Genomic DNA, 22,497 nt, shown 5'->3' on the forward strand with positions numbered 1-22,497 from the left:
AGGCAGATTGTGTTTTTCTTTGCACAGCGTCCGTGCATACAGACGCTGTGCAAAAAACTGCGGACAGGGCCCTGTCCGCATGCGACTTACGCGGTGGCGCGTTCGTTCCAGGAATCGGAATGAATGATGTTGCCGTCCTTGTAGGTCCAGGTGATTTTTTCGTAGCGCAGTTCAATCTGCTCGAGGTGGTTGTGCTTCTCGAACGCCGGGTCCTTGATGTCGTGCATCTTCGGATTCACTTTCACCAGCTTCACGTTCTCAAGCTTCGTGTTGAAGTACTCCACTTCCTGGCCCGCGTCATTGATTCTGTACCACTTAAATTCCGCAGACTTCAGGGTCTGGCCGGTGGTCACCGCCTTGTACAGGTACGGGCTGGAGGAGTCGATTTCCTTGGTGAACAGGAACGGGGTGTGGATACGGGTACCGGTCAGCTTGCCGGTGTTATTGTCGGTCGGGATGTACAGGTTATGCTCCTGGGCCACCACCTCGATGCTGCCTTCACGATCCTGAACGTCCACAGACCCTTTGATGTCCGCGCCGCCGTCGTCCTTCAGCCACAGATAGACTGGAATTGCCATGTTAATTACTCCGTTAAGTTGTTATCAGCGCCATCATCCTGCGATGACGCGGGGGTGTTGCCCGGCAGCTGGCAGGCGTTCGCCTGCGGCACCAGACTGATTTCGACACGGCGGTTCAGCGCCCGGCCTTCCGCCGTGTCGTTGGTGGCGACAGGTCGGCTTTCACCGTAGCCCTGCACCGCAAAACAGCTCTCCGGCACATCGCCGGTGTCCCGCATCCAGTCGCGCACCGACTCCGCACGCTTCAGGGACAGCACCTGGTTGGACTGGTCATCCCCGGTGCTGTCGGTATGGCCCGCGACCACAATCAGCCAGCCGGGCTTCGCCTTGATCCCCACCAGTGAGTTCACCAGCAGCTTTGTTGAGGCGGGTTTCAGCGCCCATTTGCCGGTATCGAACAGCGACATGCTGTCGAGGCGGATGATTTTCGGCGCGACCTTTTCCACAGGCTTTGGTGGAGGAGGTGGTGGCACATATGAGCGGATCGCTTCCAGCACCGGTATTCGCAGACGTTCCCCCCGATAAAGCCCCAGACCCAGCCGGGCCGGTACACCATTGCGTGCATGCTCATCCAGCAGCGCCGCATCCTCGCGCAGCACCTGTACGGCGCTGGCTTTAGGACCGTAATCATCCATGGCGATGCTGTTGTAACGGACAATATCGAAGCTAACGCGTTGCAGCAGCTGGCGGTTGTTCCAGCCACTGCTGAGCAGTGCAGCAATGGTCGCCAACGTGAAGATTCCGAGCGCACCGCGCCAGGTTCGTCCATGCGGTGTCAGGCCTCGTCCTTCTGGCAGTAAAGGGAGGACAAAATTCGGGAACAGGGAAATAACCGTACTGTCCGTTCCCGCCGGCTGCCAGCCAGACACCTGCTGCATCGCAGTATGGCGGGACAACCACGCTGTCCAGACAGAGGTGGCCATGCTTCCGGCCAGGATCGGGCCCAATCCCCACAGAACCGCAACAGGTTCAATGACAGGAATATCGGGGTTTTCATCCATAAGGACAGCGTGGACGTGCTGTTGGAACCAGCTCATCAGGCTGTTCATAAGCACCTGTTGATGCATCGCAGGCGTTCCGCCAGTATTAACCCATTCAGCAACTGAGCCAGGCGCTGAAGTCCCACTCCAGACCTTTACCCCTTCCCCCAGGATCGCCGTCTGCCAGAGCATGTCATTCATCATCGCACTGCCGACCTGTCCATTCAGAACCAGTGGCACAGAATGGCCGGTTGCTTTACGCAACCGACTAATCTGCCAGCGCAGGGCAAGCAAACGACTGGTAAGGCGTTCACTGTCAGGGTGCTGCTGCGGACAAACACTGACCATCACTGACAGCTGACGTCCCCAGTCGGGGCGCAACCACAGTACCTGACGGGCGGCCTGCTCCAGTTCCAGATGATCCTCCACACGGATCCAGCAGCCCTGCGTGACAGTAAGTACCGGTGACTGATGCGGCCAGGCAAGCGGCAGATCGCCACAGACCAGTACCACGGGCTGGCAATAACTGGTTTCAGGCAGGTCCTCCAGACACAGGGTGAAATCGTGCTGCACGCGACGGCAGGCGACAGCCCAGAACGCCATGATTAGCCCCAGTACCGCCAGCAGGACGAGAACGGAAACCAGCCGGGATGCTGGCAGAAACCACAGGCAGACCACTGCACTCAGCAGGGCAGCCCAGAGCGCAAGCCCGCGCTGTTGTGCAGGGCTCATTTCACGGCTCCCGGCAGCAGGGTAAGCAGTGTCTGATCCAGCCAGCAATCCAGTCCCCACCATAATGCGGTGACCACCACCACACTCAGGCCAATGCGCATGGGCCATGATGCAAGCCAACCCCCTATCCCCCGTCCGGCATGGCTTTCCGCCAGAACGGGATGGGGTTGTGAATAGCTGAACGGCGCAACATGTTCATTAAGTGCATTCATGAGTTTCTGCCGCTCAGGATCGTTCAGGGAGCGGAAGTTGCCGAGGAATCCGAGCATCATGACCCGCTGGAAGCAGGTCACGACAGCGTGGTCAGGAGCCGGTTCACGCAGCACATCGCGCATCCGATCGCACAGCGTGTCACCGGCGTCCATGGTGCCAAGGAAGTGCCCCTGCAGGGGAATGTCATACCACTGCACGCAGGCATCATCCTCCACACCGCGACTCTTAACCGCCTCATCCAGCAGCGCACATTGTGCGGTGAGAATATGCCGGCAGCTGGCTTCATCAAGTTCGCCCGCTTTCAGCTCACGCTGCACACGTTCGACATTAGCAATGCAACGCTCCCACAGCGTGCGCCCTTCTCCATCCTGAAATTTCGGACCGTGACGCAGGCTGATCACCTGCAGCCAGGTATCCTGCAGCAGGGCATCAATATCAATGGCCGCGGCAGCGCCGCGTTTACGCTCACTCATGTTCTCAGCACCGCAAAGAGTTCGAGTTCAGGCTCGCCGAGCATGCCCGGAACGTAAAACATGCAGGTGCCGCCCTGGAGCATTTCAGTGGCCTGAGGATGAGAGACATCAAGACTGAAATACTGATTTTCCAGACGTAACGGAATGGCTGCCGGCACATGGCGCAGCGGGGTCAGCGGCACGCCCACCCGCGATGAATTGACGATACTTCTGACATGATCGGGGCTGCCAACCTTGCACTGGCGCGGGAACTGCTCCTGCAGCTGAGCCACCGGCACCATTGAACGCACGGAGAGGTAGTAATCCGCCCCTTCACGCAGACGCGGATCATGCAGACGGGCCTGCCAGAAGTGCAGCCGGGCATCGTGCTCAAGCTCAATCGCCACCACCCGCGATGGCAGACTGGCTTCCAGAAGGTCCCCCAGTAAATCAAACAGCGGCGGAAATACGTTATTCAGTTGCTCGTGCTGCCAGACCGGGATCGCACTCACCTGGTGCTCCAGCGAGAAGGTCAGCAGGCTGCCCGCCAGGCGGGCCAGCTCCGGATACAGGCGTTCAGGCGGACTTTGCGGATGGCGCTGAAACTGCCCCAGCACGGGCTCAGCGCTGTTGAGGGCATTCAGCAACCAGAACAGCGACACGTCGGCCACGGCAAAGTCTGCCATGCGCTCATTACTTTCCCGTCGCATGGCCATCAGTCGGCTCAGGCGTACACGTAGCTGGATCATCAGCTGTTCGAGCTGGGTTAACAGCCAGCGGCTGCCCTCGATGGCCAGGAGCGGGGGGAGAAACGTCTCATCAGGCTGCCACGCCCCCTGCAGATCCTGCTGCAGGCGGGCAACCGGACAGGTCAGGTAATCGCTGTTGTTCTGATGTGCAAACCGCAGCGTCAGCTCAGGACGCATTACCGCAATCTGGCGGGTATCGTCCCCGAAGGTATTGCGGATATCCTGCCAACGCTGGCGATAGCGAACAGGACGCCCGGCTACCTCATCGGGCTTAAGACAGTTGCCACCATTCGCGCGCAGCAGCGGAAGAGCCAGAACCACCACCACGTCCTGTGTTTCACTCTCAAGCGCCAGCACCGGTGGCAGGTCGTCAGTATTATCCGTATCGATTAATGTCCCGTCAGGGAACCGGAGGTGCAGATGACGGGCCTGTAGACGGCCCAACTTCAATACATCCGGTTCGAAAGAGGCATTAATCACCCCCCAGGGATGGGAAAGACCCAGTCGGGCGATACATTCCGCAGACCAGGCCGTATACGCGGCCTGTTGCTGGAAGTGCTGGGGAGAGACCATCTGGCCCCTGCCCCATAACGGTTGTTCCGTTTTCATGCTTCCTGCCTTACGTTACGCTTTCGCTTTCGGCATCTGGCTCACCAGAGACAGGTTCACATCCATGCCTTCCACCTGGAAGTGCGGCACCGCAAACAGCTTCACGCGGAAGAAGCCCGGGTTGTCTTCGATATCTTCCACCACCACCTTCGCGTCACGCAGCGGATGAGAAGCCTGCAACTCATCGCCCGGATCGGTCATTTCCGTCACCAGACTACGCACCCAGGTATTCAGCTCCAGCTCCAGCAGACGGCGGTCCTTGGTGGTGCCGATGTTCTCGCGCTGGATGAGCTTCAGATAGTGCGCAATACGCGACAGCAGGAAGATGTACGGCAGACGGGCATTGATGCGGCTGTTGGCTGTGGCATCTGCGGTGTCGTACAGCGCCGGTTTCTGCGCGGAGTTCGCCGAGAAGAAGCAGGCATAGTCGCGGTTTTTGTAATACGAGAGCGGAATAAAGCCGAGGTTGGCAAACTCAAACTCGCGGGTCTCCGGGATCATCACCTCAGACGGGATTTTCACCTGGTTGCCGGTACCCAAATCGTACAGATGAATAGGCAAATCTTTCACCGCTCCGCCCGCCTGCGGGCCACGGATCTGCACGCACCAGCCGTTATTGATGAAGCTCTTCACCATGTTTGACGCGAAGGAGAACGACGCGCTGGTCCACAGGTATTTCTCGTGATCCGGGCCTTTCACCTGCTCAACGTAGTTAAAGCTGCGCACCGGTACGGTGTCCGGGCCATACGGCAGACGCCCCAGCACGCGCGGCATCACGAGGCCGATGTAGCGGGCGTCGTCAGTGTCGCGGAAGGATTTCCACTTGATGTATTCAGCGCGGTCGAAGTAGTTGCCGATGTCCTTAATTGCAGCGACCTCTTCCATAGAGTCTTTCAGGAAGAATTTCGGGCCGACAGAGCCAATAAACGGCATGTGTGCGGCGGCAGACACTTTCGAGATGTTGCGCAGCAGCGCCACATCCTGCGGGCTGGCGTCAAATTCATAGGATGAAATCACGGAACCAATCGGCTCGCCGCCCGGGGTGTCGTATTCGGCGGTATAGGTGTGCCAGTAGAGGCCGCTCTGGATCAGTTCCGGTGCATCCTCAAAATCCTGGCGCAGGTCGTCCTTGGAGACGTCCAGAATCTCGGTTTTCACATTCTGGCGGTAGTCGGTGTTGTCCACCAGCTGCTTCAGGCCGCGCCAGAGGGATTCCACTTTCTGGAACGCCTGGTGATGCATTACGGCATCCAGCTGACGGCTAATCTGGAAATCCAGTTCGGCGATATGGTGGTCAATCAGCGTTTTGTCGAGCTTCTCCACGGGCTGACCGGATTTGCGGATGCAGTCCATAAACACCTGCATCGCCGCCGTCAGGCGTTCACCCGCCGGCGCGTCAGAAAGCGCGGCATCATCCAGAAACGCATTGATATCACCCAGGCTCGAGGCCGGAGTCAGGTTGATTTTTTCAAACAGGGAGGCGTAAACGCCCTCTTTTTCCAGTACGATGGTCTGCCCCTGCGCGGAGGCGGTTTCACTATTCACAGACATCAGCATATTCCCGGTTAATCCATTAAATTACACATGCCGCTTATTTCGGGGCCAGTGCACTCATTTCGTCGCGTAATTCCTGAGACAGCGCCGGGTCCTTAAGAATTTTCTCGAGTTCTTTTCTGAAAGTGGCGTTATCAAGAAGATTGGATTTGAGGTCGCGTAATAAATTACGCATGGCCAGCATGGCGCGGAGCTGGGGGATCTGGCGGGCAACCTGTTCAGGTTCGAAATCCTTAATATCGGAGAAATTCAGTTTTATACTTTCCTCCGAACCATCGACAGCCATGGTGTTAGGCACCGTCAGATTAACCTCCGGGTTAAATTCCGAAAGTACGCTATTAAAGTTATTTTTGTTGACGTTGATTTTCTTCCTTTCGGACAATGGACGATTCTCTTTTCCATTACTGAAATCGCCGACAGTGAGAAGTTTAAGCGGCAGTTCGACTTTCTTCTGCGCGCCGCCTGTATGCAGCGCCAGCTTTAAATTTATGCGTGCCTTGGGCACCTCATTCTGAAATGAATCGGCCATAGCAGTCCCTTTCTTTGCAAGAAATACGAGTTAAGTGAGTGACGGGTCTTTACAAAACCATATTAGAGCAAAAGCCCATTCATGATCAACTTTTCAGATCAAAGATCTGCATATGGATTTTTCTTAAGAATTTTCCACTAATCACTAGTATTTATAAATTCCAGATATAAGTGGCACGCAGAAAGTATTAACCATTTATTCACAATAGATTAGCAGGAACGTCTGCCTTGATAGAGAATATTGAATTCATTGCCACCTGTCGTTGAATAATTGATTTATATCAATGCTGATCTAAGCATCAGCTGCAAAATCGCAGAGACATATCATCTTATTCAATAAACCTCCTGAATATGGAAAAATCCTATATCGGACAAAAGTCAGGTTTTAAATAGCAGGAATCAAGCTATTACATGGAGGATGTATAAATGCTTGCACGCTTTTCAATAAACTGGAAAAGAGATGTCGCTCGAAGCATTCATCAAAAGAATAAATGATTTTTTATGAAAGGAATTTTGATAATAACTAGCCTGTAGGTACCATGAACCGTGTGTTCAGGCGCTTAAGCGATGTATAGCTATTTGCCAAAACCACTTAAGCGCCTTTCCTGTTTTTTTAATGCTTTTCAATATACATTGTACGACTGTACGCAACATCCTCTGGGTTATTTATCGGATACCCTTTAACCCAGGGCTTAATGAGGCGGCCATTGGTGTATTGATAAATAGGGGCTATCGGCGCTTTCTCGGCGAGGATCTTCTCGGCCATGTTGTAGTCTGCATTACGCGCTTTTTCAGTGGTTTCGAGCGTCGCCTGATGAATAATCTTATCGTAAGCAGGGTCGTTGAACCGTGAGATGTTGCCGGTGTGAGAGGACGTCAGCAGCGACAGGAATGTCGACGGCTCATTGTAATCCCCTACCCACGACGCACGGATCACGTCGAAATTCCCGGTATTGCGGCTGTCGATGTAGGTCTTCCATTCCTGATTCTGCAACTTAACGTCAACACCCAGATTTTTCTTCCACATAGATGCGACGGCAATGGCGATTTTCTGGTGGTTTTCAGACGTGTTGTACAGCAGCGTTAATTTCAGCGGGCGCTGGGGACCATAGCCTGCTGCCTGTAATAACGTTTTCGCCTGAGCGTTTAGCTCCTGCTGCGACATCTGCTCAAATGGCGAGATTTCCGGTGTAAAACCGGCAGTGACATCGGGAGTGAAATGCCAGGCCGGTTTCTCACCGGTTCCCAGGACTTTTTCCGCCATAATACGTCTGTCGATAGTCATGCTGAGCGCCAGACGTACGCGGGCATCCGCAGTTGGGCCTTTTTGTGTGTTAAACGCGTAGTAATAGGTCCCAAGCTGTGGCGGTGTATAAACCTGTCCCGGAATATCTTTAAGCAGCTTCTGGTACATGTTTTTCGGAAATGATTCCGTAATATCAATGTCGCCCGCCAGGTAGCGTTTGGTCGCTGAGGACTCCTGGTTGATTGGCACAAAGGTGACTTTTTTAAGCACCGTGTTGGCGTTATCCCAGTAGTGAGTATTCGGCTCAACCACCAGTTTTTCATTCACCACGCGATCTTTCAGCACATACGCACCGTTGCCGATGAGCGCGCCAGGGCGCGTCCATTCTTTACCGCTTTCCACGTTTGCCTTTTGAACAGGATAGAACGCAAAGCTAGCCGTGAGGTTGCTGAACCATGGCAGCGGTTTATCCAGCTGCACGCGCAGCGTTTTAGCATCGACTGCCGTCACGCCGAGCGTTTCCGGTGCAGCTTTACCATCGATAATGGCCTGCGCATTATTAATACCCGCCAGCGCTGCAAACCAGGCGAAAGGTGACGTAGTTTTAGGATCAACCAGACGACGCCAGCTGTAGACAAAATCTTGTGCCGTCACAGGGGTACCGTCAGACCACTTCGCGTTATCCCGCAACGTAAACGTCCAGACACGGTTATCGTTGCTCTGCCAGCGCGTCGCCACGCCGGGAACCAGCTCCCCTTTTTCGTTCTGATTCACCAGCCCTTCATAAAGGTCGCGGATCACCTGTATCTCGGGTAAACCCACCGCTTTTGCCGGATCGAGCGAGGCGGGTTCATCTTTAATGTGTCGAACCAGCTCCTGCTTTTGCGCCAGCTCCGTTCCCCTGGGAACCTCCGCGGCATATGAAAGTGAAGAAAACCCGCACAGCCACAGCGCAGTACAAAGAAGCGAAACAGGATGCTTCATACGATCCCCTTAATGATGTCAGGTAACAGGCAGATGCGTAATTATTTGTTTCGAAACGGAGAAATGCAAATGCTTCCTCAGGAAAGTTGATGTCAGGCAATTTTACACACAGACGGAAACTATTTGATTAAGCGCGGGTTTTGCACAACACTGCCAGAAGCGACTTCATCATCAGGGTTTATTATGGCAACCACCCGACCAAGAACGGAACGCGGCGCCTTCCCGCCCGGGACTGAACATTATGGCCGCTCATTTTTAGGCGCCCCACTGATCTGGTTTCCGGCTCCCGAGCCCGATCGCACTAGCGGCTTAATCATTGCGGGCACACATGGCGATGAAAACTCGTCCATCGTGACGCTTTCGTGCGCGCTACGTACGCTGGCCCCCGATTTACGACGACATCATGTGATTTTGACCGTCAACCCGGACGGATGCCAGCTTGGATTACGGGCGAATGCACGAGGCGTTGACCTTAACAGGAACTTTCCGGCAGCAAACTGGCGTGCCGGTGAAACGGTGTATCGCTGGAACAGTTCGGCGCAGGAACGAGATGTGGTCCTGCTTACGGGAGAAAAACCGGGTTCCGAGCCCGAAACCCAGGCTCTGTGCCAGCTTATTCATAAGATCCACCCGGCCTGGGTTGTCTCTTTCCACGATCCCCTCGCCTGTATTGAAGATCCTCGTCATACAGCGCTCGGGCAGTGGCTGGCGGATGCGTTTGCTCTACCTCTGGTAACCAGCGTCGGGTATGAAACGCCCGGGTCGTTTGGCAGCTGGTGCGCGGACCTCAGTCTTCACTGTATCACTGCAGAGTTTCCGCCTATTTCCTCGGATGAAGCGAGTGAAAAATACCTCAGAGCGATGACAGATCTTTTGCGCTGGCAGCCTCAAAGATGAAGTACGCCGGAGGTAAAACTCAGGGCGGGTGAAACGTCAACCGCCAGCCAGGTTGGGCCATCCAGATCGGCAAAACGCACGCTGTTCACCAGCGGGAGTGCAGCACCGATCGCTCTGGACGTGCACAACATACAGCCCAGCATCAGGGAAAAGCCTTGCGCCTGCGCATCCTTTGCCAGTGACAGGGCCTCGGTTAACCCACCCGTTTTATCCAGCTTGATGTTCACCATCTCGTAGCGGCCCTTGAGGGCTGACAGGCTCTCACGGGTATGACAGCTTTCGTCTGCACAGACGGGAAGCGGATGAATAAAATTCGCCAGCGCGGCATCGTCTTCTGCCGGGAGAGGCTGCTCCAGCATGGCAACGCCCAGATCGGCAAGTAGCTGACAACGGGCTGCCAGCCCTTCGCTGTGCCATGATTCGTTCGCATCGACGATAAGGGTGGCATCAGGTACCGCCGCACGAATGGCGACCATGCGTTCGCTAATCAGACGATCGTCGAGCTTCAACTTTAATAAGGTTGCACCGGTGGCATACAACGCCTGAGCGCTGGCGGCCATTTGCTCTGGTTCACCAATGACCACCGTTTGCGCGGTGACGATCGATTGCGGCAGCGTAACGTCCAGCAGCGAAGGTAGCGGTTTTTGTTGTTTCGCCGCTTCCAGACTCCAGAGTGCGCAGTCAATCGCGTTACGTGCCGCTCCGGCCGGCAACCTCTGCTGAAGAGCCTCACGCGTCAGGCCCGCCTGCAACTCGGGCACCACCGTCATAATTTGCGCCATGACTGACGCCAGGCTTTCTCCGTAGCGAGGATAAGGGGTACATTCCCCGACGCCTTTTACGCCGTCCTCTTCACATTCAACCACGACCACACAGGCCTCATTACGGCTGCCACGCGAGATCACAAACGGGGTGTGCAATGGCCAGGCTTCTTCATAGACCTTAACGCTTCTCATCACTGACTCCTTGCAGGCCGGAAAGGCAGAAAATTGGTTTGCCGTGCTAACTGCGGATGACATACACTAGCCACGACGTTAACTATTTGTAAACAGGAAGATATCTATGTCACAACTCGTTCATTTCCAGGGCAACCCGGTTGCTGTTGCAGGTTCCATCCCACAGTCTGGCAGCAAAGCACAGCCTTTTACTCTGGTGGCTAAAGATCTGTCTGACGTCACGCTGAGCCAGTTTGCTGGCAAACGTAAAGTCCTGAACATTTTCCCAAGCATCGATACTGGCGTTTGTGCTGCATCAGTGCGTAAATTCAACCAGCTGGCGACCGAAATGGATAACACCGTAGTGCTGTGCATTTCTGCTGACCTGCCGTTTGCCCAGTCCCGCTTCTGCGGCGCTGAAGGCCTGAGCAACGTCATCACCCTTTCCACTCTGCGCAGCCCGGATTTCCTGGAAAAATACGGTGTTGCCATTTCCGAAGGCGCGCTGAAGGGTCTGGCTGCTCGTGCGGTGCTGGTGATCGACGAAAACGACAACGTTGTTTTCAGTGAGCTGGTTAACGAAATCACTACCGAACCGGATTACACCGCTGCACTTGAGGCGCTTAAAGCCTAAACGTAAAAAAGCCTCTGCAAAGAGGCTTTTTTATTTATTCGTCACCCTTCTTCTGATTTAACCCATACTCGCGCAGCTTATTCGCAATCGCGGTATGTGACACCCCAAGACGTTTAGCCAGCTTGCGCGTGCTCGGATAGCTGCGATAAAGCTGCGTTAACACCGAACGCTCGAAACGGCTGGTGATGTCATCCAGCGAGCCTTCCATTGCCTCTTCGCCTACCGAGACCGTCCCGGCATCGTAATCCGGCAAGAGAATATCCTGAGGACGCAGTTCATACCCTTCAAGCTGAGTTAATGCGCGATAGACCGCATTTTTTAGCTGACGAATATTGCCCGGCCAGCCGTAACGCGTCAGCACGGTACCCAGGTCGGCAGAGAGCTTCGGACGCGGCACGCCCTGCTCGTCGGCAAAACGGGCGACGAACAGTTCCGTCAACGGCATGATGTCCTGCGGGCAATCGCGCAGCGGCGGAATATTAAGCGTCAGAACGTTGAGACGATAGTAGAGATCTTCGCGGAATACCCCTTTCTGCACCAGCTCCACCAGGTTTTTCTGGGTGGCGCAGATGACGCGAACATCCACGTGCACTTCATGATCTTCCCCCACGCGGCGGAACGTGCCGTCATTGAGAAAACGCAGCAGTTTCGCCTGCATGCGTGGCGACATTTCACCAATCTCGTCCAGCAACACCGAGCCGCCATTCGCCTGTTCAAAGAAGCCTTTTTTGCCTTCCGGCGCATGCCCGAACAGTTCACTTTCCACCGCATCTTCAGGAATAGACGCGCAGTTCAGCGCCAGATACGGTTTTGCCGCACGCGGGCTGGCCATATGCACAGCATGCGCCAGCAGATCTTTCCCCGTACCGGTATCCCCGGTAATCAGCAGCGGTGCCGTAAGATTTGCCAGCTTGCGCGCCTGGTCGAGCACGTGACGCATCTTCGGGCTCACCGCAATAATCTGGCTGAATGCGCCGACGTCCTGGCTGGAAAGGTTCTGTAACTGGCGTCCCATGCGCACCGTGGAGCGCAGCATGATTACCGCGCCGGTGAGCACCCGCGCGGCATTTTCCCCTTTCAGGTAGACCGGCGTGATCTCCATCAGGAAATTCTGTCCATTGATGACGACGTGCTCGCTATGGGTATTTTGCGGGTTGCTGTCCAGCCAGCGCTGGAAATTAAAACCTGGGATCAATTGCGTGGCGTAATGACCGATAAGCTTTTCCTGAGTCTGCGCAAACAGCTGGCAACTGGCCTGGTTAACGCGCTCGACTTTGTTTTTCAGATCGAGAGAGAGAAACGGCTCCGGCATTGCTTCCAGCAGTGCGCTCAGCGCAAGGTGTTCCCGCTCGGATGGCATCCAGGGGATGGTGCGTACATCCGTAACGCCAGCGATACGGCGGATTTCGGCCATCAGGCTACTGAAGGTATTAAATTCAATTTCGGCAAAATTGAGGTAAATTCGCCCGACAGGGTCGATCTCTATGCCACGTAAATCAATGCTACGTAAAACAAGAAGATCGAGTAACTCGCGGGTCAGACCGAGACGGTCCTCACAAAAGACTTCCAGACGCATGGGAAATTCACCGTTTAAGCCAATAACAGTAAAATGATATGTCAGATCACGGTATTCGGGAAGGTGGCTGTCAACAAATATTGACAGCCCGCACGATTAGTAAACGAAACCTCACTGAGCAGGTTTTTTATTGAGCGTCTCTTTAAGCTGACCAATCAATTCGCGACGGAAATCCCCCAGCCGCGGCTTATCGCCATCGATCCAGGGGAGTGGACGACAAACCTCCATCGCTTTGATTCCTAAGCGTGCCGTCAGCAGACCGGCACCAATCCCCTGCGCCGCCCGGGCAGAGAGACGCGCCGCAAGATCCTGCGACATCCAGTCCATCCCGACCTCCCGCACCAGTTCGCTTGCCCCGGCGAAGGCGATATTCAGCAACACCAGTTTGAACAGGCGCAGTCGGCTGTAATAGCCAAGCTCAATGCCATACAGCCTGGCGATGCGGTTGATCAGGCGCAGGTTGCGCCAGGCGATAAAGGCCATGTCCACCATCGCCAGCGGACTGACGGCAATCATCAGGGTGGATTCCGCCGCCGAGCGGCTGATCTCACGACGAGCCTGCGCATCCAGTACCGGCTGAACAATGTGCGCATAGAGCGTGACCACTTCCTGGTCATTCTGGGTTTCGTGGATCGCCGCATACCAGCGCTGAAGCGCCGGGTGAGAGTGATCTATCCCGGCCTGAGCCGCAAGCTTTTCACAAAAAGCACGCCCTTTTCCGGTGCCGTGGCTGTGCAGCAGATCCCGCGCTTCATCGCGTTCGTGCGCACGCTGACGCAGACGCCAGAGGCGACGCCACTCGGTCACGACCGAGCCGACGCCCGCACCAACGATCAACGCCCCGGCGGCGCATCCCCCCAGCGCTACCCAGTCCTGGGTTTGCCAGGCATTGACGCCCCACTGCACGCCCTGACCAATTACGCTCACACCAAAAAGGGCTAACCCGGCGGTCACCATCTTACGCCACAGGCTGCGTTTCGGGCGCAGTGCCGCATCAACGACCGCTTCCGCCTGCCCCTCTTCAACCAACGGCTCCTCTGCCAGCACGGGAGCAAAGTTGTCGGCCTGCGGACCGCTGAAGGTTTGCGCTGTTTTAAACGCCTCATGCGGGGACTGCTCAAGCTGGCCGGTAAAATCAATGCGGGGTTTTAACGGTTCCGTCATCGCAATTTATCTCCAATTAAAAACTCCAGCGCGGCATCCAGACGGATATGCGGCAATGGCTGGTCAACGTTCATGCTCTGCGGACGGAAGTCTTCGAACTGAAAACCCTGGCTTTGCCAGAAAGCCTGGCCCGGCAAACGCGGGGGAACTTCGCCCGGATAGACCGTGAGCGGCTCACCGTCGCTGAGTCGGTTGCCCCGCAGGGCCGGAATTTTCTCGCCATTCACGTCAATCAACCCACTCTGTGTAGCCTGTACGGACGCCAGACCCAGACAATCCATACTAATCCCTTCGAACGCCGCGTTCTGCCAGGCATCCTGCACCAGCTGTTGCAGCAGGGATACCATGTTGGCGTGCTGATCGACCGTCACATGATCAGCTTTTGTGGCGGCAAACAGCAGCTTGTCGATGACCGGCGAGAATAAACGGCGAAACAGCGTACGCTGGCCATAATGAAAACTTTGCATCAGCTGCGTCAGCGCCAGCCGCATATCATTGAACGCCTGCGGCCCGCTGTTGAGGGGTTGCAGGCAGTCCACCAGCACGATCTGGCGGTCAAAGCGTAAAAAATGATTTTTATAAAAACCCTTAACCACCTTCTCACAGTAATAATTGTATCGCTCGCGGAGCATACCGGCGTTGGTGGTCTTGTCTGCCTGCGCCAGCTTCGATTCGCCGATGCGGTCAACGTCCGGCCACGGGAAAAACTGTAGCGCGGGAGCACCGGCTAGATCTCCCGGCAGAACAAAACGGCCCGGCTGAATAAAATGCAGCCCCTCCTGCTTGCACTGATGCAGGTAATCCGTCCAGGCCTGGGCTATGACGGCCAGACGGTTTTCATCCGCCGGCGCCAGCGGATCCAGCCCTTCGCAAAGCTGGCGCCATTTGGTCGACCACTCTGCCCGCTGCCCCTGCAACAGACCGGTCATCTGTCGGGACCAGCTCAGGTAATCCTGCGCCAGCATCGGTAAATCGAGCAGCCATTCTCCCGGATAATCCACAATTTCGAGATACAGCGTGGACGTTTCTTTAAAGTGACGCATCAGGGATTCATTCGAGCGAAAACGAAGCGCAAGGCGAATTTCGCTCACGCCACGCGTCGGGGTGGGCCAGGCGGGAGGCTCCCCGTATAACTGTGCCAGACCTTCATCATAGGTGAAACGGGGGATGCCAAAATCACGTTGCGGTACGCGTTTTACGCCTAACAATCGCTCCTCGCGAACCGCGCTAAGCAGTGGCAGGCGCGCCCCAGCATGCAGGTTCAACAGCTGATTGACCATCGCCGTAATGAATGCCGTCTTACCGCTGCGGCTCAGCCCGGTAACGGCAAGACGCAGATGGCGATCAACGCCACGGTTCACCAGAGAATTGAATTCGTTTTTAAGTCGCTTCATCGCCGTCCTTCATTGTCTGGAACCCTGAACAAAGTCACTTCAGAATACAGTAAATTGGGGCAGATCGTTGATTATCAATTCTTAATTATTGCTATTGCCGTTTTCTCTCCAGTAAGATGGACGCAATTGCTGTCCGTCTGGAGTGAGTAAGGTGTATGTCACCCACCATCTATGATATTGCCCGCGTTGCTGGCGTTTCGAAATCAACCGTGTCACGCGTTCTGAATAAACAAACGAATATTTCTCCTGAAGCGCGTGAAAAGGTGTTGAAGGCGATAGATGAGTTAAATTACCAACCTAATAAACTTGCCCGCGCACTCACCTCTTCTGGCTTCGACGCCATTATGGTTATTTCGACCCGCTCAACCAAGACCACTGCAGGAAATCCCTTTTTCTCAGATGTACTGCATGCCATTACGGCAAAAGCAGAAGAAGAAGGTTTTGATGTTATTTTACAAACGTCCAAAAGCAGTGAAGATGATCTGCAAAAATGCGTGGGTAAAATAAAGCAGAAGATGATCAAAGGCATCATCATGCTAAGCTCGCCGGCGAACGAGTCGTTTTTCTCGACGCTGGATGAATACGGTGTGCCTGTGGTCGTCATTGGTAAAGTGGAAGGAAATTACCAGAATATCTATTCTGTCGACACGGATAATTTCCGCGACAGCGCCATATTAACAGACTCGTTTATCACGCATGGCCGCACCAAAATTGCCTGCCTGCATGCCCCGCTCGATTATCACGTCTCTATCGATCGCCTGGCGGGTTATAAATTCAGCCTTGAGAAACACGGCATCGAAATTAACCCGACCTGGGTTATCGATGGCGGCTATACCCATGAAAGCGCGCTTCAGGCGGCCTGCCAGCTACTCTCCTCAGACAACCCGCCCGATGCGGTTTTTGCGACTGACAGCATGAAATTGCTGAGTCTTTATCGTGCTGCGGATGCGCTAAATCTGGCGATCCCGGAACAGGTCGCAATGGCAGGATACAGCGACCCGATGCTATCTCTCATTTTAACCCCTGCACCAGGCGGCTTTGATATCCCCACGAAAAAGCTGGGCGAAGAGAGCTGCGATTTGTTGTTCAGGTGCATTGCGGATAAACCTGCGCCGCATAAGGTATTGGTTGAAACACATTTTTCAGATGCAGCTTCGTTACGCTAAAAACCAGGGGCAAACGCCCCTGGTATAACGTCATCAGAACGCGTAATTGACGCCGACACCCGCATAGTGGAAGCGGTCGCTCTCGCCTTCGTCATGATTTTCCCATTCGTAGGCATACTCGAGCGTCATTGAAAGGCCATTCGCAAAGTCATAAGCATAGAGCAGACCCAGTCGATTGAAGTCATGCCCTTCACGAGTTGGATCGTTCTGCCAGTCCCAGTTTGACCAGCGATCGAGCCCCAGACGGGTGTAAGGTGTAAGCGTTGTCTGGCCTAATGAAACAGGCAGGTAGGCACGAATCTCCTGGGTGGAGAATTCACCGTTATTACGTGAACTGTCCATATTGAAGCCACGCTCTAAATAGTAGTTAACTTTTGCAGAGACGGTTTCGTTTATTGTCCAGGTAAATCCGGTTTCCGTTTCGACGCGGCTGTCAGAATAACCGGTTTTTCCCAGGTCATTCGCAAACTGGTACATGGCAAACCAACCGCCAAAACGCCAGTCATCTGTTAATTTCACATCCCAGTCAGGCTGAATTTTATAGCGCTGCATATTAGCACTACCGTCTTTCGCACCGTGCTCATCTTTAAAATGATATCCATAATTACGGAAACCGCCCGTAAGACCCAGCGTAAAATCCTCTGTGCCCATGAAGCGATACCGTAATTCAAATTCAGGACGATCGAAATAGGTGCCGCGCGTCATGCTGCTGTAATCAACCGGGCCTTCCTGATACATCGCCAGTGAAATTGTCCACGCATCATATGTGGCGTTAAACCACACGGAAGGTTCATATAATCCATCTTTATCGTCGCCCTGACCTTCGACGTTTTCAATTTCATACATGGCACCAATATTAAATTCCCACTGTTTGGTTGACTCTGTTGCTTGCGCGCAGCTTACCCCTGCGCACAGAACGAGCGCAGCACTTCTTAGTAGAGTACTCATTAAAATATTCCTTTATAATTAACATACAAAAAAACCGGAAACTTTCATTTCCGGCGAATACCTTTCTTATCTAATAGCTGCTTCAGTATCAGCATCGAAGAAATGGCACTTACTCATATCGAACTGGATGCCGATATTATCTCCTGCAACGTAATCATCCGCCGCTCCCGCACGGACAACCAGTTCATGCCCGCCCACGTTGGCATAAAGCATAAATTCTGCCCCAGTCAGCTCAGCGACGCTGATCTTCGCCGCGATGTTTTCACCGCTGCGCTGTAGCGTGAGAATGTCTTCCGGACGGATCCCAAAGACGACCGCTTTGCGCTGGTAACCTTGCGCATTCAGTACGGCCAGCTTCTCCTCCGGGATCTCCAGACGCAGCGTTTCCGTCACGAAATATCTGTCGTCGATCGCGCCACGAATGAAGTTCATCGCAGGTGAACCAATAAAGCCTGCAACGAACATATTCGCCGGCTCGTTGTAAACCTGCTTCGGCGCGCCCACCTGCTGAATGATGCCGTCTTTTAAAATCACAATACGGGTCGCCATCGTCATGGCTTCCGTCTGATCGTGCGTCACGTAAATCATGGTGGTGTTGAGCTTCTGGTGCAGCTTGCTGATTTCAGCGCGCATCTGTACACGAAGCTTGGCATCGAGGTTTGACAGCGGTTCATCCATCAGGAAGACCCCTGCTTCACGCACTATCGCCCTGCCTAACGCCACGCGCTGACGCTGACCACCTGACAATGCGCCAGGTTTACGCTGGAGATAGTCGCGTAAACCCAGGATCTGGGCCGCCCAGCTAACACGTTCTTCGATGATGGAAGGTGCTATTTTTTGCATCTTCAGACCAAACGCCATGTTGTCGTAGACCGTCATATGCGGATAGAGCGCATAGTTCTGGAAGACCATTGCGATATCACGGGACTTGGCGGGAACATCATTCATACAAACCCCGTCAATAATCAGTTCACCTGCGCTGATCTCCTCAAGGCCGGCAATCATTCGCAGCGTCGTGGATTTCCCACAGCCCGATGGACCGACGAAGACGATAAATTCTTTATCTTCAATCTCGAGATTGAAATCCTTAACCACGTGGACCTGGTTATCATAGATTTTCTGAATGTGTTTCAGAGACAGTTGAGCCATTATTAATTCCTTATCAATACGCCCGGGATGCCCAGAACGCCGTCAGGCGTTCCCAGGTCAGTTCCTGCGTTGAATGAAGTTGTAATCCCGCATGGTTCAGGCCAGGCCCAATCCCGACCGACAGCATTCCTGCGGCGTTGATCGCATCTACCCCTGCGGCGGCATCTTCGATACCAATGGCCTCTTCAGGACGCACGTTCAGTCCTTTACAGGCTGCAAAGAAGATCTCCGGGTCCGGCTTTGAGCGGCAAATGCGCGAAGCATCGGCGCAAAAATCGAAAGCCTGATGAATACCCAACGCGTGCAAAATCCCAGGGGCATTAAGCGATACGGATGCCAGCCCAATTTTGACCTTCGCGGCGCGAATATCCGCCAGCACGTCGCGAATACCCGGGAGCAGCGAATCCTGCGTCAGTGATGCCAGCGACTGGACGTAAAGCGCGTTTTTTTTCGTCGCCAGCGCCAGGCGCTGCTCGTCACTGAACATCCCCTCTTTCCCGCCATGTTTCAGAATGCGCTGGAGGGAGTCCATTCGGCTTATTCCCTTCAGCTGTTCGTTAAATACTTCATCGAAGGTAATACCAATCTCCTCCGCCACGGCGCGCCAGGCCAGAAAGTGAAGATGCGCGGTATCGGTGATCACCCCGTCCAGATCGAATACAACAGCGTTAAGCGTCATGGCGCCCCTCCGTGGTAGCGGTCCCATTAACAGGTGCAAGAAAGTCCTTATGCGCGCAGACTTTTCGCCCTGATACGTGCAGCGTTTTACCCCACAGCGTCAACGTGACAGGTGCGGTAGTCTCAATGGTTAACTGGTCATTTTCACAGGTAATGTGCATTGTTGCGTCCCGCCACCGCAGCGGGAAGGCGAGTTTATGCCAGTGAACAGGCAGTTTCGGTGCAAGATGCAGCTCCCCTTCGCTAATGTGCAGGCCAGCAAACCCCTGAATAGCGCCCAACCAGATCGCACCGGTGGCGGCGGCATGAATACCGTCATCACTGCTGTGTGGGTCGTCCCCCAGGTCGATGGCGATACCGTCACGCCAGAAGGCATACGCCCCCTCGGTGTCACCGCAGCGTGCGAGCACAATGCCGTGAATGGCTTTACTCAGGGATGAATCATGAATCGTGCGTGGCTCGTAGAACGCCAGATTGGCGGCACATTGCTGCGGCGTAAACCGTTCCGGCAGCAGGTAGTTAAGCATCACCACATCGGCCTGCTTCAGGATCTGCATCTCGTTCACTTCCGCGCGAGAGTAATCAAGCAGAATGGTTTGCTTACCCGCTTTGGCTTTATAGCGGCTCAGATCGATGGCAGGTTTTGCCATGAAGGTATCATCCTGCGGGATCACACCGTCTGCGTCGGCCTCTGGCAGCCACAGGCGCGCCAGGAACTTCCCGGCATTCTCCGTAAAACGCGCATCTTCACGGCCAAACATCGCCATAAACTGACGCGCGCAGGCAACGTTGTGCCAGGCCAGATAGTTGGTGTAGGCGTTGTTGTTGACATGCTCGGTGTATTCATCCGGTCCGATCACGTCATGGATCTCAAGACGACCATTGATTTCCGTCGCGCGTCCCATCCAGAACGAAGCGGTTTCCATCAGTAGCGTCAGTCCCTCATTTCGCATAAAGGCATCGTCGTGTGTCGCCTGCCAGTAAGCGACCACGGCCCAGGCGATATCAGCTACGATGTGATGTTCAGCGAGTGCGGAAGCCACCTTCTGGCGAACCCCGGTGCGGATGTTAATGGCCGCGAATTCTGGCGTCTCTTCCTGTCCGCTGGCCGCACTTTCCCACGGGAACAATGCACCCGGCCAACCGTTACGGCGCGCTTTTTCCCGTGCGCCTGCCAGATTAAGCCAACGATAGCGTAGCAGGCTGCGGGCAATCTGCGGGCGGGTAAACAGATGGAACGGCAGCAGGAAAATTTCGGTATCCCAGAAGACGTGCCCCTTGTACCCCTCACCCGTCAGCCCTTTCGCCGCAATACTGCTTCGCTCATCATGAGCAGGCGTCATTGTCGTCAGATGCCAGACGGCGTAATCCAGCGCCAGCTGATCCTGTTGCTCTGTGGAAGTCACTTCCACACGTGCGTCGCGCCAGACATCTTTCCAGGCATACGCTGAGCTTTCAAGCAACGCCTCATAACCTCTTGCCGCACAGACTTTAAGATCGGCCAGCGCGTTGCGCGCGAATGACTCCTGCGACAGCGCTTTCTCGCTACGATGAGCCACCCAGACGATCTTCTCAAGCGTGACAGTGTCACCCCGAGCAATCGTCAGCGAATGATGCACGCTGAGACGGCGGTTTTTGGCGGTGAAACAGCTGTCGCTTTTCGTCGTGAGCTGGCAATACGCCGAAACCACAACCTCAGATGCACGGTCCTGCGTTTCATACACGCCCTGCATGTAGTGCTGGTCAAAGATCCTGACCGAGATTTCATCCAGATGCTGTCTGCCGCTGTTCGTTTGTGTCGCATCTATGCCGGTTTTCAGCACGGCCTGAGCGTCGCCATCAAGCGGTGTGATCGAGAACTGCATTGCCACTAAGGGCAACTGGTCCAGCGAAACAAAACGACGGCTCTCCAGCCGATAACGTTTCCCGTCGGGTGCACGCCAGACAACGTTGCGATGCAGTTCGCCGTTAGCAAAGGCCAGCTCGCGCTGCCATTCAAGAATTTCGCCTGACAGGAGCGTGAAATTGACGCCATCAAGCTCAACATCAATACCGGTGATATCCGGCAGATTGACCAGCTCAGTAGTCTCGTTGCGACCCGCGCAATGATAAAGCCCCGCGAGATACATGCCTCTGGTCTGCTGGGTGTAATCTTCTTCATGCGTAGCGCGAATGCCCATGTAGCCATTCCCGCATGTCATGACAGAGGCATATTTGTTCAGGCTGTGAGGACAAAAGCCCGGATCGTTTAATACAGACACGTTCAGCATAATGTCACGCTTTCCCCTGTTTCTGCTGATTCATAAAGCGCGGCAACAAGCTGTTGTATAACCAGACCCTGTTCTGCGTCAGCGATCATAACGTGCTCTCCCAGCACATGACGCACGAAGGCATCCATACTGCGCAGATGGCGCTGATCGTCCGCCTCTTCACGATGGATAAGGGTTTCTAAAACACCGGCTTCGTCGTTATAGATATGCGCCGGGAACAGCGTTGCGCCTGCCTTATCACCGCAGAAAGAGACGTTCATGATGGACTGCTCGCGGATGTTAAGCGCAAAGGAGGTGTCCAGACGCAGAACGCCGCCGTTGCAGAATTCAATCGTGCCAAACAGGGCATCTTCCACGGTAAACTGCGTAGGATCCCATTCGCCAAACTGACCGGTGTGTTTCCGGTTCCCCAGTCTCTGGAAGCTGTGTGCGGTTACCCGCTTCACAGCCGGGAAGCCCAACACGTACATCGCAGCATCCAGCATATGAATGCCGATATCGATAAGCGGCCCGCCACCCTGGAGCGATTTATTGGTGAAAACGCCCCACCCCGGCACACCGCAGCGACGCAGCGCCTGCGCGGAAGTGAAGTAAATTTCACCGAGTGTGCCATTCATTACCGCATCGCGCAGGAGCTGGGTGTCCAGGGCAAAGCGATGATGAAAATCATACGCAAGGACTTTTCCTGCCTTGCGCGCCGCGATGCGCATCTGGTCGGCCTGTTCCGGCGTCATTGCCGGCGGCTTTTCACACATCACATGGCAACCCGCTTCGAGAGCCGCCATCACATGTTCAAAATGGAACCGGTTAGGCGAACAGACGCTCACCACATCCGGTTTTACTTTCTGCAACATCTCGTGAGCGTCCTGCCATGCCGATGGAATGGCATAACGTTCCGCGAACGCCTGTGCCTGCTCAAGGCGGCTGTCCATGACAGCCACCATTTGAACATCACTGCGCGTGGCGTAATACGAGGCATGCACTTTGTCTGCAACCTGCCCGGCGCCAATGATGGCGACGCGCAGAGGCAAAGGTGTAGAAGCACTCATCACGCTCGTCAT

The 22,497-nt window shown here is 54.7% G+C and carries 19 protein-coding genes; 3 read left to right on the plus strand and 16 right to left on the minus strand.

Annotation, left to right across the window (positions count from 1 at the left end):
* Positions 1 to 86: 86 nt before the first annotated feature.
* The 7 genes from hcp to INF86_RS14660 form a co-directional block, all read right to left on the minus strand.
* Positions 87 to 578, minus strand: coding sequence for a type VI secretion system effector Hcp (hcp, locus tag INF86_RS14630; RefSeq protein ID WP_009653685.1), 492 nt, complete (start codon positions 576 to 578; stop codon positions 87 to 89).
* A gap of 5 nt (positions 579 to 583) precedes the next feature.
* Positions 584 to 2,290, minus strand: coding sequence for an OmpA family protein (locus INF86_RS14635; protein ID WP_038416146.1), 1,707 nt, complete (start codon positions 2,288 to 2,290; stop codon positions 584 to 586).
* The gene (gene tssL, locus INF86_RS14640) at positions 2,287 to 2,976 is read right to left on the minus strand and encodes a type VI secretion system protein TssL, short form (protein ID WP_032624148.1); all 690 of its coding nucleotides are present in this window, start codon (positions 2,974 to 2,976) and stop codon (positions 2,287 to 2,289) included. Before tssL ends, INF86_RS14635 begins: the two co-directional genes overlap by 4 nt.
* A complete protein-coding gene (gene tssK / locus INF86_RS14645) occupies positions 2,973 to 4,313 on the minus strand; it encodes a type VI secretion system baseplate subunit TssK (protein WP_193543658.1) in 1,341 nt (446 codons plus the stop codon). The genes tssL and tssK overlap by 4 nt, the downstream gene beginning before the upstream one ends.
* A gap of 15 nt (positions 4,314 to 4,328) precedes the next feature.
* Complete coding sequence (gene tssC, locus INF86_RS14650) at positions 4,329 to 5,870, minus strand: type VI secretion system contractile sheath large subunit (protein WP_072202206.1); 1,542 nt, start codon at positions 5,868 to 5,870, stop codon at positions 4,329 to 4,331.
* 34 nt (positions 5,871 to 5,904) lie between these two features.
* On the minus strand, positions 5,905 to 6,396 hold the full coding sequence (tssB, locus tag INF86_RS14655; protein ID WP_023300236.1) for a type VI secretion system contractile sheath small subunit: 492 nt from the start codon (positions 6,394 to 6,396) through the stop codon (positions 5,905 to 5,907).
* Positions 6,397 to 7,008: 612 nt separating this feature from the next.
* Positions 7,009 to 8,625: an ABC transporter substrate-binding protein gene (locus INF86_RS14660; RefSeq protein WP_022648286.1), complete on the minus strand. Its 1,617-nt coding sequence runs from the start codon at positions 8,623 to 8,625 to the stop codon at positions 7,009 to 7,011.
* 183 nt (positions 8,626 to 8,808) lie between these two features.
* On the opposite strand from INF86_RS14660, the gene mpaA reads away from it, so the two are divergent.
* On the plus strand, positions 8,809 to 9,522 hold the full coding sequence (mpaA, locus tag INF86_RS14665) for a murein tripeptide amidase MpaA (protein WP_022648287.1): 714 nt from the start codon (positions 8,809 to 8,811) through the stop codon (positions 9,520 to 9,522).
* Here mpaA and ycjG read toward each other — a convergent pair.
* Positions 9,513 to 10,478: an L-Ala-D/L-Glu epimerase gene (gene ycjG, locus INF86_RS14670; protein ID WP_032624144.1), complete on the minus strand. Its 966-nt coding sequence runs from the start codon at positions 10,476 to 10,478 to the stop codon at positions 9,513 to 9,515. The two genes, mpaA and ycjG, sit on opposite strands and share 10 nt — an antisense overlap.
* 106 nt (positions 10,479 to 10,584) lie before the next feature.
* On the opposite strand from ycjG, the gene tpx reads away from it, so the two are divergent.
* On the plus strand, positions 10,585 to 11,091 hold the full coding sequence (tpx, locus tag INF86_RS14675; RefSeq protein ID WP_003856889.1) for a thiol peroxidase: 507 nt from the start codon (positions 10,585 to 10,587) through the stop codon (positions 11,089 to 11,091).
* Between the two features lie 34 nt (positions 11,092 to 11,125).
* On the opposite strand, the gene tyrR is transcribed toward tpx, so the two are convergent.
* The 3 genes from tyrR to INF86_RS14690 form a co-directional block, all read right to left on the minus strand.
* Entirely contained in the window at positions 11,126 to 12,667 is a 1,542-nt protein-coding gene (gene tyrR, locus INF86_RS14680; protein ID WP_022648289.1) for a transcriptional regulator TyrR, read from the minus strand.
* 111 nt (positions 12,668 to 12,778) lie between these two features.
* Positions 12,779 to 13,831, minus strand: a complete 1,053-nt coding sequence (locus tag INF86_RS14685) for a YcjF family protein (RefSeq protein ID WP_023306373.1) — start codon at positions 13,829 to 13,831, stop codon at positions 12,779 to 12,781.
* Entirely contained in the window at positions 13,828 to 15,225 is a 1,398-nt protein-coding gene (locus INF86_RS14690; protein ID WP_022648291.1) for a YcjX family protein, read from the minus strand. Before INF86_RS14690 ends, INF86_RS14685 begins: the two co-directional genes overlap by 4 nt.
* A gap of 155 nt (positions 15,226 to 15,380) precedes the next feature.
* Between INF86_RS14690 and INF86_RS14695 the strand changes: the two genes are divergently transcribed.
* Positions 15,381 to 16,391 carry a LacI family DNA-binding transcriptional regulator gene (locus INF86_RS14695; RefSeq protein WP_022648292.1) on the plus strand — a complete coding sequence of 337 codons (1,011 nt, stop codon included), beginning with the start codon at positions 15,381 to 15,383 and terminating at the stop codon, positions 16,389 to 16,391.
* A gap of 33 nt (positions 16,392 to 16,424) precedes the next feature.
* On the opposite strand, the gene INF86_RS14700 is transcribed toward INF86_RS14695, so the two are convergent.
* The 5 genes from INF86_RS14700 to INF86_RS14720 all read right to left on the minus strand — a co-directional run bounded on the left by INF86_RS14700 (position 16,425) and on the right by INF86_RS14720 (position 22,488).
* Positions 16,425 to 17,339: an OmpG family monomeric porin gene (locus INF86_RS14700; RefSeq protein WP_193543659.1), complete on the minus strand. Its 915-nt coding sequence runs from the start codon at positions 17,337 to 17,339 to the stop codon at positions 16,425 to 16,427.
* Positions 17,340 to 17,405: 66 nt separating this feature from the next.
* Positions 17,406 to 18,488 (minus strand): ABC transporter ATP-binding protein, encoded by a 1,083-nt coding sequence (locus INF86_RS14705; protein ID WP_022648294.1) that lies wholly within the window; start codon positions 18,486 to 18,488, stop codon positions 17,406 to 17,408.
* 13 nt (positions 18,489 to 18,501) lie between these two features.
* On the minus strand, positions 18,502 to 19,167 hold the full coding sequence (gene pgmB / locus INF86_RS14710) for a beta-phosphoglucomutase (RefSeq protein WP_038416151.1): 666 nt from the start codon (positions 19,165 to 19,167) through the stop codon (positions 18,502 to 18,504).
* Positions 19,157 to 21,436 carry a glycoside hydrolase family 65 protein gene (locus tag INF86_RS14715; protein WP_193543660.1) on the minus strand — a complete coding sequence of 760 codons (2,280 nt, stop codon included), beginning with the start codon at positions 21,434 to 21,436 and terminating at the stop codon, positions 19,157 to 19,159. Before INF86_RS14715 ends, pgmB begins: the two co-directional genes overlap by 11 nt.
* Positions 21,430 to 22,488 (minus strand): Gfo/Idh/MocA family protein, encoded by a 1,059-nt coding sequence (locus INF86_RS14720; RefSeq protein ID WP_088581801.1) that lies wholly within the window; start codon positions 22,486 to 22,488, stop codon positions 21,430 to 21,432. The genes INF86_RS14715 and INF86_RS14720 overlap by 7 nt, the downstream gene beginning before the upstream one ends.
* Positions 22,489 to 22,497: the final 9 nt, after the last annotated feature.

It is taken from the genome of Enterobacter cloacae complex sp. I1M, assembly GCF_014982425.1.
Lineage (GTDB): Bacteria > Pseudomonadota > Gammaproteobacteria > Enterobacterales > Enterobacteriaceae > Enterobacter > Enterobacter intestinihominis.